Source organism: Buchnera aphidicola (Artemisaphis artemisicola) (assembly GCF_005082365.1).
Lineage (GTDB): Bacteria > Pseudomonadota > Gammaproteobacteria > Enterobacterales > Enterobacteriaceae > Buchnera > Buchnera aphidicola_AR.
In genome coordinates, this window is record NZ_CP034900.1 from 137,033 (window position 1) to 150,091 (window position 13,059).

The following is a 13,059-nucleotide window of genomic DNA, read 5'->3' on the forward strand; positions in this document are numbered from 1 at the left end:
ATTGAATAAAAATTAATATAAATAAGAAAAATTAGTGATTTTAAAAAAAAATTTTTTTAATTCATATAATAAAAGTAAGCGATTGATGCGTATTTCAGAGTTACAATCATATATTGTAACTTTATCAAAAAAATTACATATTGGTTTCTCAAGATCTATTATTTTGAGTAAAATTTCTTTATATTTTTTTTCTTTAAACAAATCTTTTGTGTCAGTATGTAATTTTTTAAGTTTGTTAAATAATATAATTTCTTCTGTTGTTTTCATTATTGCAAGATTAATATCTCCATTGATTTCTTTATTTTCTTTCTTTAATATATTAGAAATTCTTTTTATAGACAATAAAATTTTTTTTGAATGCTTTGATTGCTTAAAAAAAGATATATCTTGTATTTTTTTATTGATATCTATTAAATTTGTTGAGTTATATGATAAAACTGAATTAATAATATTTATACAAAAACCTTTTTCTTGATACCAATTTGATATTCTTGCTATAAAAAATTCTATAATTTTATCACATAATATTGAATTATTAGTATTTTTTTTATCATATAGATAAAGACTTTGATTAAATAAATCCTTTAAATCTAATTGTATATTTTTTTTGATAATAATACGAATTATTCCTATAGCCAAACGTCTTAATGCAAAAGGATCTTTATTCGATTTGGGAATATTCCCGATGTAAAACATTCCTGATAAAGTATCTGCTTTATCAGAAATAGATAATAAACAACCTATAGAAGTAGATGGAATTTTATCACCTGAAAAAGACGGTAAATACTGCTCTTTTAGAGCAATAGCAACATTTTTATTTTCTTTATCTTTTAAGGCGTAATACATGCCCATAGTACCTTGTAGTTCTGGGAATTCACATACTGCATTGGTGACAAGATCGCATTTTGATAAAAGTGCAGCTCTAATTACATCTTGTTTATTAATATTTTTGTATTGAGACATCCATGATACAAGAAATTTAAGACGTAATGTCTTATCGTGTAATGAACCTAAATGATTTTGAAATAATACTTTTTTTAAAGATACAAAATAATTTGCTAATTTTATTTTTTTATCATTTTTTAAAAAAAATTCTGCATCTGAAAGTCGTGCATGCATAACTTTTTCATTTCCTATAATAATTTGTTTAGGATACTTTGAATTAATATTAGAAATAAAAATAAAATATGGAATTAAATCTTTTTTAAAATTATATATTGGAAAACATTTTTGTTGTTTTTCTATAATATATATTAATACTTCTTTGGGTATTTTAAGAAATTTTTTTTGAAAAGTAGCTAAAAGTATTGTTGGTGATTCTACTAAAGAAGTTACTTCTTCAATCAAAAAATCGTTAATTTTTATAAAACCATTAATTTTTTTTACTGCCTCTTGCATTTGATTAATGATGCTTTCTTTTCGCATTTTATAATCAGCAATTATTTGATATTTCTTAAAAAGAATGGATGGATATTCTTCTGCATTTTTAATTTTTATTTTTTTGTTAATTGAAGAAATATGACTTTGAAGTAAATTATTAGAAGATATATTAAATATCTTTCCTTTAATAATTTGTTTATCTAATAATATGACTATATTACGAATAGGACGTAAAAATATTTTATTCTCTATTTCCCATCTCATAGATTTTTCTATAGAAATGTTTTTTAATATTAATTCAGTTATTTTAGGAAGTAATAGCTCTATTTTTTCTTGTTTTTCTATTTTTTGATAGAACAACCATGAACCTTTTTCAGTTTTTATATGAGAGGCTTCATTTATATTAATACCACACTTTTGCGCCCAATAAATAGCTGCTTTTGTTGGTGAATTATTTTGATAATACGCGTTTTTTAAAGATGGCCCCTTTTTGTTGATTTCTATAAATCTATCTTTTGTATCTAGTGCTATAATTTTTAATGCGAGTCTTCTTGGAGTAGAAAAAGAATGTGTTTCTTTATATTCAATATTATAAGACTTTAATATCTTAATAAAATTATTATGGAAATTTAAGGATATTTTATACGCTAATTTAGCAGGTAATTCTTCAGTACCTATTTCAATCAAAAGATTTTTTTTTGTCATTTTTTTCTCGTTTTTTTGGAAATGATGGAAAACTTAAATTTTTTCTATAATTTAAGTATTCTTTTGCAATTTGAGTTGTTAATTTACGAATACGTAATATATAATTTTGACGTTCGTTTGAAGATATAACTTTTCTTGCATCTAATAAGTTAAAAATATGATTTGCTTGTAATGTTTTTTCATATGAAACTAACAATAATGGTTCTTTTAAATTTATTAATTTTTTTGCTTCTATTTCATATAATTCAAAAGAACTAAATAAAAAATCAATATTAGAATATTTAAAATTATATTTTGATTGTTCAATTTCATCTTGTTGAAAAATATCACCATAAGTAATTTTATAATGTTGATTTTTATTCCAGATAAGATCATATACTTTTGATTTATTTTGCATATGCATAGCAATTCGTTCTAAACCATAGGTTATTTCTACAGTTACAGGATTGCATTCTAATCCACCTACTTGTTGAAAATAAGTAAATTGAGTAATTTCCATGCCGTTTAACCATACTTCCCAACCAATTCCCCAAGCTCCTAAAGTAGGATTTTCCCAATTATCTTCTACAAAACGTATATCATGTATTGATTGATCAATATTTAATAAATTTAGTGAATCTAAATAAATATTTTGAATGTTTTTAGGAGAAGGTTTTACAATAACTTGAAATTGATAGTAATGCTGTAAACGATTAGGATTTTTAGCATATCTTCCATCCGAAGGACGACGACAAGATTGTACATATGCTGCGCTAATTGGTTCGGGGCCAATTGTACCAAAAAAGGTTCTATTATGAAATGTACCAGCTCCTACTGGTAAATCTAATGGCTGAAAAATAGTACATCCTTGTTTTAACCAGTATGTTTCTAAAGTTAAAATTAAATTATAGAAAGTATTATGATAATTTTTCATGTAAGAACCAGAAAAGATAATAAAAGATATATTTTATATTTTTTATAATTTTATGTAATAATAAGTTTATATATTTTTTTTGTATTAATTTTAAATTTATAATTAATAATTTTATATATATATTGTAATTATTTAAATGTTGTAAAAATAGATATCCAAACATATTTATTATAGAAATTAAAAAAATGATAAAAGAAATTAGTCAAGAAGCTAGTTTAGCATATAATGAACTATTAAAAAAAAATTTAGAGAATCCTATTCTCAAAGAATACAATGATATAAATGAAAAAGAAAGAGAATTATTAATTACTGAATATGTATCTAAAATTATGATCTTACTTAATTTAGATTTAATGGATCAGAGTTTAAAAGATACACCTATTCGTATATCAAAAATGTATATTAATGAGATTTTTTCAGGTTTAAATTATAAAAATTTTCCAAAAATTACATTTATAAAAAATAAAATGAGAATTAAAGAAATGATTATAATTAAAAACATAGTATTAATTAGTACTTGTGAACATCATTTTATAACTATGAATGGACATGCTACTATTGCATATATTCCTAAAAATAAAATCATAGGATTATCTAAAATAAATAGAATTGTTCAATTTTATGCTAAACGACCTCAAATACAAGAACGTTTAACCAAACAAATATCAATCGTATTAGAAGTTTTGCTCGAAACAAAAAACATTGCAATTATTATAAAAATGGATCATTTTTGTGTTAAAGCACGTGGTGTTTGTGATGTAAATAGCCAAACCATTACTTCTTCTGTATCTGGTTTATTTGAATCTGATAAAAACATTTATAATAAATTTTTTATGCAAAAAAATGTTTAATTATGAATTAAATATATTATTTTTTTTAGTTGATTAAAATATATTTTCTCAGTATTATACTAATTTTAAAATAAAGATTTATAGTTATGTTTTTTAATAAATAAAAAATTTTTTAATAATTTTTAGTTATATTCTTGTATAATTCTTTTTTAATTTTTTTATTATCTATTTAAATATATTTAAAAAAATTTAAAATAGAAATAAAATTTTTATAGGAAAAATAAAAAATGAATTATATCGGAGCACATGTTAGTTCTTCTGGTGGTTTAGAGAAAACAGTTTTACGTGCTATTGCAATCAACGCAACAGCATTTTCTTTTTTTACTAAAAATCAACTTCAATGGTTTTCTCCGCCATTAATGAAACAAAAAATAGATAATTTTAAATTATCTTGTATTAAATATAAATTTACACCTCAACAAATTTTACCTCATAGTAGTTATTTAATAAATTTAGGCCACCCTATTGATAGTTTGTTAGAAAAATCTCGTATTGCTTTTATTAATGAAATTAATCGTTGCGATGACTTAGGTTTAGTTTTTTTAAATTTTCATCCAGGTAGTCACTTAAATAAAATTACTGAGACTAATTGTTTGTTAAGAATTTCTAAATCCATTAATATTGCTTTAAAAAATACCAAGAACGTAACTTTAGTAATAGAAAATACTGCAGGACAAGGAACTAATGTTGGATATTGTTTTGAACATTTATCAAAAATTATAAAAAATGTTTATGATCAATCTAGAATTGGAGTGTGTATTGACACTTGTCATTTATTTGTATCAGGTTATGATCTGCGTAGTGTTCAAGATTGCGAATATATGTTTGAAAAATTTAACAATTTAATAGGACTAAAATATTTAAAAGGTATTCATTTAAATGATTCAAAAAAGAAAATTAATAGTCGAGTTGATCGACATGAAAGTTTAGGATTAGGAGAAATAGGCGAAATAGCTTTTGAATGGATTATAAATAATATAAACTTTAACAATATTCCTATGATTTTAGAAACATCGAATCCTAAAATATGGAAAGAAGAAATTATTTGGTTAAGATCAAAAAAAATAGTTCAATAAATTCATTTTATTAAAAAGGTTTAAACATGTTAGAAATTAAAGCAGAAAAAAGAATAGAAAAAGGAAAAAGTTTTAGTAGAAGATTAAGAATCAACAATAAATTTCCAGGAGTTTTATATGGTGTAAATAAAAATATTATGTTATTAACATTAGATCATAATATAATTTTTAATTTACAAAAAAAAATAGAATTTTATAAAGAAAATTTATTTTTGCTTGTTGAAAATCATAAATATATTGTAAAAGTGCAAGCCGTTCAAAGACATCCGTTTAAATTGAAATTATTACATATTGACTTTTTATATATTTAATAGTGATGGTATAAAATATTTTCATCATAATAATTATATGAAAATATTTTTTAGATTTTTTTAAAATAATATAGTGAAAAAAATTTTTCTAAAAATCAACATTGTAGGATGAAACTGTATAGCAATTAGACTGAATATTCCAGAGAGAGTTGTTAATATCGCTAGCCATCCAATTTTTTTCTGAGTAAAAAAAGAAGAAGTTTTTATTTTGTTCTTTTTTATTTTCCACCATTTTGATGTTAACCATATTCCGAGCCATATTAAAATTGAAATTAATAATAATAACCATTTAAAATAATTATTTTCAGTATTTTGTGGTATATTTATGGTAATGCCTGTGACTATACCAGGAAAAAAATATACTGGAGGCCATAGTATACATCCTATGATACTAGGAAAAATAAACTTATTTAAAGGCAGTTTTAACATTCCTGAAACCATAGGTATTAGAGGTCTAGTTGGTCCAATAAATCTTCCAACAATAATAGTCATTATACTATGTTTGTGTAATACAGATTGCACTCTATTAAATAGAGATTGATTTTTTTTTAAAAATTTTAAATTATAAAGCCAATTTTTAAAATACAAACCAATATAATATGAGATCCAGTCTCCTAGTAAACAACCTACTGTTCCGGAAATCCAAGCAGGATAAAATGATAATCTTCCATCTCCTATGAATGTACCTAACATAGTCATTAAAATAATTCCAGGAAGCAATAATCCAACGAAAGCAAGAGATTCTAAAAAAGAAATAATACCGACTACTAATAGCGCATAAGTTAAAGATTCTGTTATAAAAGATGTTATCCAAGATTCCATAAATTCTCTATTGATATATTAAAAAAATTTTATGTATATATTTTATACTTTATATTTTTTTTTAAATAACCTCAAGAAAAATATTTGAAATTTATTTTAATTATGTAAAAATTTTTGTATTAAACCCTATTAAAAAAGAAGAATTTTAATGAAATTATTTATATTTATAATATTTTATATATTTAGTAGTATTTTTTACGTTTTTGCAGATACAAAAGAAAAAAAAATAGACAATATTGTAGCAATTGTCAATGATCAAATTATATTAAATAGTGATGTAGATCAAGCTCTTTCCCTTTTTAAAAATCAAGGTAAAAAATTAACAGTTCCTTGGAAGTTAGATTTTTTTAAAGATAAAATTATTGAAAAATTAATTATAGATTCTTTAATATTACAAGAAGCAAATAAAAAACAAATTAGAATTACTAAAGAACAAGTAAATAATGTTATTAAAAATATTGCTTTAGAACATAATATGACTCTTCGTAATTTTAAAAATTATATTTTATTTAACGATCCTCATCATTATATTTCTTACAAAGATTATTTTAAAAACATCGAAAAATTATTAAAAATAAAAATAATTCAAGATTATGAACTTCGTAAACGTATCAAAATTTCAGAGAAAGAAATAAATGTTCTTTTTAAAAAACTTATTCAAGATGAAAAAAAATTCGAAAAAATCAATTTAAGTTATATTTTAATAAAAAAACATTCTAATGATATTATGCATGATAAAAAAATATTATCAAAAAATATTATAAATAAAATTAATCAGGGCTATGATTTTGATAAAATATATATAGAATGTAAAAAAAATAAAAATGTTTTTTCAGCAAAAAAAATGTTTTGGATGTATTTTAAAGATTTTCAAAATAATTTTTCTGAAACTTTAAAAGTTTTTAAAAAAGGTCAAATTTTAGGACCTATTTTAGGAAAAAAAGGATTTTATATATTTAAAATCAATGATATTAAAAATAATAAAAACATTATTACTGAATTTTATATACAACATTTATTAATTAAACCTTCTATTACTTTAACAAATTCAGAATCAAAAAAATATATTTTTAATATATATAAAAATATCAAAAAAGAAGTTTATACTTTTGATTATGCTGTAAAAAATTTTTCTCATGATATATATTCATCTCAAAAAAAAGGTGATTTAGAATGGATTTCAACAGAGTTATTTAATGCTGAATTTAACAAAGAACTATCATATTTAAATAAATATGAAATCAGTAAACCTATTAAATCTAATTTTGGATGGCATATAGTTAGATTATTAAGAAAACGTATAGTAGATAAAATTTATAATTTAAAAAAACAAGAGGCTTATAATATATTATTAGAAAAAAAAATGATAACAGAAAAATATAATTGGATAAAAGATCTTAAAAATTCTTCTTATATAAAAATTTTAAGATCATAATATATTTTATTAAATAACATTTAAAATAATTATAAATTCATGAGTATAAAGAATTTTTATAAATATTTCCCCCTAAAACAATATGGACAAAATTTCCTTATTAATAAAAATGTAATAAATGATATTATTAAAATAATTAATCCCCAAAAACATCAAATATTAGTAGAAATTGGACCAGGATTGGCAGCATTAACAAAACCAATTTGTCAATTTTTAGAAGAATTAATTGTTATTGAAATAGATGTTTGTTTAGTTGATTTATTAAAAAAATATTTTTTTTGTTCAAAAATAAAAATTTTTCATCAAGATGCTTTAAATTTTGATTATAAGAAATTATATTTTAAAAAAAATAAACTTATTCGTGTTTTCGGAAATTTACCATATAATATTTCTACATCTTTAATTCTTTATTTATTTAAACAGATAGAAGCAATTGAAGATATGAATTTTATGTTACAAAAAGAAGTTGCTGAGAGATTAGTAGCATCACCAGGTAATAAATCTTATGGTCGCTTAAGCATAATTTCACAATATTACTGTAAAATTAAAATATTATTACATATTACACCTGAAAATTTTCAACCAATTCCTAAAGTTCACTCAGTTTTTATTAATTTAACCCCTCATAAAAACTTTCTTTATTTTGTTTATGATGTAAATATTCTTAGTCGTATTACAAAAATAGCATTTCAAAATAGAAGAAAAATTATACGTCATAGTTTAAAAACTTTATTTTCTGAAAAAGAATTAATTGAATTAAAAATTAATCCTAAGTTTAGAGCTGAAAATATTTCTATTATTGAGTATTGTCGATTATCTAATTATTTATATAAAAAATTTAATAACTTAAAAAAAAATTAATATTAAATTTCAAATTTCAAAGGAAAATATCATATGAGTACATATTTTACTAGTGATGTTCACGGATGTTATAAAGAATTTAAAATGCTTTTAGAAAAAGTATCTTTTAATTATAAAAAAGATTATTTATGGATCGCAGGGGATTTAGTTTCTCGTGGTCCTGATTCACTTAAAGTTTTAAGATATGTGTATTCTTTAAAAGATCGAGTTAAAATAGTACTTGGAAATCATGATATTAATTTAATTGCAGTTCATGCTGGTATTAAACAAAATAAGAAAGAAAATAATTTTGATGAATTTTTATCAGCATCAGATAGTTTTAAATTGATAAAATGGTTACGATGTCAATCAATTTTTAAAATTGATGAAACGCATAAAATTATTATGTCTCATGCTGGCATTAGTCCTCAATGGAATGTTAATATAGCCAAAACATGCGCATTAGAAATTGCAGAGTTTTTATCAAATAAAAATTATGATTTATTTTTAGAAGTTATTTATTATAATAATAATATAGATTTTTGGCAATCTAATTTAAATAGATTAAATCGATTAAAATATGCTATGAATAGTTTTACAAGAATGAGATATTGTTATCCTGACGGTCGATTGAATATGTTTTTTAAAGAATCTCCAAATTTAATTAAATATCCTTTACAACCGTGGTTTGCTATTCCTTGTAAAATTCCCCAAGAGTATTCTATTTTTTTTGGACATTGGTCTTCTTTGAAAGGGACTTATGTGCCAAAACCTTTTTTTGCACTAGATTCTGGTTGTTGTTGGGGAGGAGAATTAAGCATGTTTCGATGGGAAGATAAAAAATGGTTTTCCCAGTCTTTTTTGAAGAGATAATAATTTCTCTTTAAATTTTTTATTTTTAATTATTGTAAATTCATTTTATCGTGATAAAATTTCAAACTTATAGTTATAGGGATTTTTTTTGTTTTTAGAAACCTTTTTTGTAAATAATTTTTTCCAAGATGGGTATAATTGATATTTAGGAAAATAAGCATCACCAATTAAATTAATATCTATATGAGTTAAATATAATTTATTAGCATAAAACAACATTTGCTTATATATCTTAGCTCCACCAATAACCATAATTTCTTGATTAGATTGTGATAAAATTATTGCATTATGTATTGAATTAGTCCAAATCACACCTTTTTTTTTTATTTTATTACTACTAATCACAATATTTGTACGCATTGATAAAGGTTTTTCTCCAATTGATTCCCAGGTTAAACGACCCATTATTATGTTTTTTTTTATTGTATTGTTTTTAAACCATTTCAAATCTTCTGGAAGATACCAAGGTATTTTGTTTTTATATCCAATAACTAAGTTATTAGATATAGCAGCAATTAAACTTATATTCATATTTATATATTTATATTTAAGTTGTAATCAAAATTTTCATGGGAATTATAAATATGTTTTACAACATATTTATAAAATTTTTTAAATTTATTGTATTTTTTTATGTATTTTTTGAAGAGATCTTACTGTTTTTGTTGGATTTTCATTTAATGCCATTACTGTTGCAAATGCACCATTTAAAGTAGTATCATAATGAACTTTATATTGAAGAGCACTATAACATATTAACTTCGAATCTTTTATTCCTTGATAACATGATATAGTATTAATAATATAAGAATATTCTCCGTTTTTTAAACGATCTTGTATATGCGGACGTCCTTCATGCACTTTATTAACTAATCTAGATGAAATTCCAAATTTTTTTAAAGCTATTGCTGTTCCTTTAGTAGCATCTATTTTAAATCCTAGTTTTTTTAATTGAATTACTAAATTTTTAATATTTTTTTTATCATCATCTCTTACTGAAATAAGGACTCGACCTGATTTGGTCATATTTGTATTAGCGCCTAACATGGCTTTAGAAAAAGCTTCTGAAAAATTTTTTCCAATACCCATTACTTCTCCAGTAGAACGCATTTCTGGACCTAATATAGGATTGATTCCTGGGAATTTATCGAAAGGAAGAACTGCTTCTTTTACTGAGAAATATGGTGGAATTATTTCAGTTTGAAAACCTTGTTCTAATAGTTTTTGACCACACATTACTCGTACAGATATTTTTGCTAATGCAAGACCAGTTGCTTTTGAAACAAATGGAACTGTTCGTGCTGCTCTTGGATTTACTTCTATAATATAAATAATATTGTTTTTAATAGCAAATTGTACGTTCATTAATCCTTTTACAGATAGTTTAAAAGCTAATTGTGTTACTTGTTCTCTAATTTTGTTTAGAATGTCATTAGTTAAGGTATAAGCTGGTAAAGAACATGCAGAATCTCCGGAATGTATTCCAGCTTGTTCAATATGTTCCATAATACCGCCAATTAATACTGTCTTTCCATCACAAATAGCATCAACATCTACTTCTGTAGCATAATCTAAATATTGATCCAGTAAAATAGGTGTAGTATTATTTTTTTTTAAAACTGTTCTGAAATAATTTTTTAAACCATGTTTATCATAAACAATTTCCATTGCTCTTCCACCTAAAACATAAGATGGTCTAACCATTATTGGATATCCAATTTTTTCCGCTTGTTTGTAAGCATCGTTTAAAGTTAAAACAGTTGCATTGAGTGGTTGTTTTAATTGTAATTTAGCAACAATTTTTTGAAATTTATATCGATCTTCTGCTTTATCTATAGATTCTGGGTTTGTTCCTATTATCGAAATGTTTTCTTTTTCAAATTCACGTGCTAGTTTTAATGGTGTTTGTCCTCCATATTGAATAATAACTCCTTGAGGTTTTTCTATTCTAACTATTTCCAAAACATTTTCTAATGTAATAGGTTCAAAATATAGTCGATCTGAAATATCATAATCTGTAGATACGGTTTCTGGATTGCAGTTTATCATAATTGCTTCAAAACCATCTTCTCGTAAAGCTTGGGCTGCATGTACGCAACAATAATCAAATTCTATACCTTGTCCTATTCTGTTAGGACCTCCTCCTAATATAATAATTTTTTTTTGATTATTATTCGGATTTGATTCACATTCATCTTCCCATGTTGAATACATGTATGCTGTTTCAGTTGAAAATTCTGCTGAACATGTGTCAATTCTTTTATATACCGGATGTAGATTTAATTTAAAACGTAATTGTCTTATTTCTATTTCTTTTTTTTGAGTAAGTATTGCAATGCGTTTATCAGAAAAACCTTTTCTTTTAATATTATATAAGAAATTATATTTTAATCCAATAAATCCATTTTCTTTAATTTTTTTCTCTAGAAGAATAATTTCTTCGATTTGCACAAGAAACCAGGGATCAATGGATGTTAATTCAAAAACGTCATTAACAGACATACCAAATCGAAACGCGTCTCCAATATACCAAAGACGTTCAGAACCTGCATCTTTTAATTCATGTCTAATTTTTATTAAATACTCTGGATCAGAATTAGATATTTTAGAATCAAATCCACTTGCTCCTGTTTCTAAACCGCAAATAGCTTTTTGTATAGATTCTTGAAAAGTACGGCCAATTGCCATGACTTCTCCTACAGATTTCATTTGCGTAGTTAGTCTGTCATCACATCCTATAAATTTTTCAAAATTAAATCTAGGAATTTTTGTTACTATGTAATCTATTGATGGTTCAAATGATGCGGTAGTATTAGTTCCTGTTATATCATTAGCAAGTTCATCAAGTGTATATCCAACAGCTAATTTAGCAGCTATTTTTGCAATAGGAAATCCTGTTGCTTTTGATGCTAATGCAGAAGAACGAGAAACTCTAGGGTTCATTTCAATAACAATCATTCTTCCGTTTTTCGGGTTTATTGAAAATTGTACATTAGCGCCTCCAGTTTCTACACCTATTTCTCTCAGAATAGCCATAGAAGCATTTCTCATCATTTGATATTCTTTATCAGTGAGAGTTTGTGCAGGTGCTACAGTGATTGAATCTCCTGTATGTATGCCCATAGGATCTAAATTTTCAATTGAACAAACAATAATACAATTATCATTTTTATCTCGTACGACTTCCATTTCATATTCTTTCCAACCTATAAGAGACTCGTCAATCAGTAACTCAGTGCTAGGAGATAATTTAAGTCCTCTTTCGCAAATCATTTCAAATTCTTCATGATTATAAGCAATTCCACCTCCATGTCCACCCATTGTAAAAGAAGGACGAATAATACATGGAAAACCTACATCATTTAAAACTAAAAAAGCTTCTTGAAGATTATGCGCAATACCGCATTTTGCAGTTTCTAGTTTTAATTTTTTCATGGAATATTCAAATAACTTTCTATTTTCAGCTTTTTGAATAGCGTTAACTGTAGCACCTATGATTTTAACATTAAAATTATTTAAAATTCCTTTTTTATCTAATTCTAAAGCACAATTTAAAGCTGTTTGACCTCCCATAGTTGGAAGTAATGCATTTGGTTGTTCTTTTTTAATAATTTCTTTTACTGTTTTCCAATGGATTGGTTCAATATATGTAGCGTCAGCCATGCAAGGATCTGTCATAATAGTTGCAGGATTAGAATTAACAAGAATTATCCTATAACCTTCTTCTTTTAACGCTTTACAAGCCTGTGCTCCGGAATAGTCAAATTCACATGCTTGGCCAATGACTATTGGTCCTGCTCCAAGAATTAAAATTGATTTGATATCAGTAGATTTAGGCATTTTTTTTCCCTAA

Annotated in this window: 11 protein-coding genes; 6 read left to right on the top strand and 5 right to left on the bottom strand. The window is 23.9% G+C overall.

All coding sequences use genetic code 11. From position 1 onward, the window contains the following. Positions 1–12: 12 nt before the first annotated feature. Complete coding sequence (glyS, locus tag D9V59_RS00655; protein WP_158364110.1) at positions 13–2,085, bottom strand: glycine--tRNA ligase subunit beta; 2,073 nt, start codon at positions 2,083–2,085, stop codon at positions 13–15. After that, on the bottom strand, positions 2,060–2,998 hold the full coding sequence (glyQ, locus tag D9V59_RS00660) for a glycine--tRNA ligase subunit alpha (protein ID WP_158364112.1): 939 nt from the start codon (positions 2,996–2,998) through the stop codon (positions 2,060–2,062). Before glyQ ends, glyS begins: the two co-directional genes overlap by 26 nt. 188 nt (positions 2,999–3,186) lie before the next feature. Between glyQ and folE the strand changes: the two genes are divergently transcribed. The 3 genes from folE (at position 3,187) to rplY (ending at position 5,236) form a co-directional block, all read left to right on the top strand. Further along, positions 3,187–3,849: a GTP cyclohydrolase I FolE gene (gene folE / locus D9V59_RS00665; protein ID WP_158364972.1), complete on the top strand. Its 663-nt coding sequence runs from the start codon at positions 3,187–3,189 to the stop codon at positions 3,847–3,849. A 227-nt stretch (positions 3,850–4,076) separates the two neighbouring features. Continuing rightward, positions 4,077–4,925 (top strand): deoxyribonuclease IV, encoded by an 849-nt coding sequence (nfo, locus tag D9V59_RS00670; RefSeq protein ID WP_158364114.1) that lies wholly within the window; start codon positions 4,077–4,079, stop codon positions 4,923–4,925. A gap of 26 nt (positions 4,926–4,951) precedes the next feature. After that, positions 4,952–5,236, top strand: coding sequence for a 50S ribosomal protein L25 (gene rplY, locus D9V59_RS00675; RefSeq protein WP_158364116.1), 285 nt, complete (start codon positions 4,952–4,954; stop codon positions 5,234–5,236). A gap of 60 nt (positions 5,237–5,296) precedes the next feature. Here rplY and D9V59_RS00680 read toward each other — a convergent pair whose 3' ends face one another. Further along, the gene (locus D9V59_RS00680) at positions 5,297–6,058 is read right to left on the bottom strand and encodes a DedA family protein (RefSeq protein ID WP_158364118.1); all 762 of its coding nucleotides are present in this window, start codon (positions 6,056–6,058) and stop codon (positions 5,297–5,299) included. A 148-nt stretch (positions 6,059–6,206) separates the two neighbouring features. Between D9V59_RS00680 and D9V59_RS00685 the strand changes: the two genes are divergently transcribed. From D9V59_RS00685 to apaH, 3 genes are read left to right on the top strand one after another with little or no spacing between them, the layout of a single operon-like run. After that, positions 6,207–7,493, top strand: coding sequence for a peptidylprolyl isomerase (locus tag D9V59_RS00685; RefSeq protein ID WP_158364120.1), 1,287 nt, complete (start codon positions 6,207–6,209; stop codon positions 7,491–7,493). A 39-nt stretch (positions 7,494–7,532) separates the two neighbouring features. Further along, entirely contained in the window at positions 7,533–8,354 is an 822-nt protein-coding gene (gene rsmA / locus D9V59_RS00690) for a 16S rRNA (adenine(1518)-N(6)/adenine(1519)-N(6))-dimethyltransferase RsmA (protein ID WP_158364122.1), read from the top strand. A gap of 33 nt (positions 8,355–8,387) precedes the next feature. Then, the gene (gene apaH / locus D9V59_RS00695) at positions 8,388–9,206 is read left to right on the top strand and encodes a bis(5'-nucleosyl)-tetraphosphatase (symmetrical) ApaH (protein WP_158364124.1); all 819 of its coding nucleotides are present in this window, start codon (positions 8,388–8,390) and stop codon (positions 9,204–9,206) included. A 45-nt stretch (positions 9,207–9,251) separates the two neighbouring features. Here the strand turns inward: apaH and folA are convergent, their stop codons facing one another. Continuing rightward, the gene (gene folA, locus D9V59_RS00700) at positions 9,252–9,737 is read right to left on the bottom strand and encodes a type 3 dihydrofolate reductase (protein WP_158364126.1); all 486 of its coding nucleotides are present in this window, start codon (positions 9,735–9,737) and stop codon (positions 9,252–9,254) included. A gap of 87 nt (positions 9,738–9,824) precedes the next feature. Then, the gene (gene carB / locus D9V59_RS00705; RefSeq protein ID WP_158364128.1) at positions 9,825–13,046 is read right to left on the bottom strand and encodes a carbamoyl-phosphate synthase large subunit; all 3,222 of its coding nucleotides are present in this window, start codon (positions 13,044–13,046) and stop codon (positions 9,825–9,827) included. Positions 13,047–13,059 lie beyond the last annotated feature (13 nt).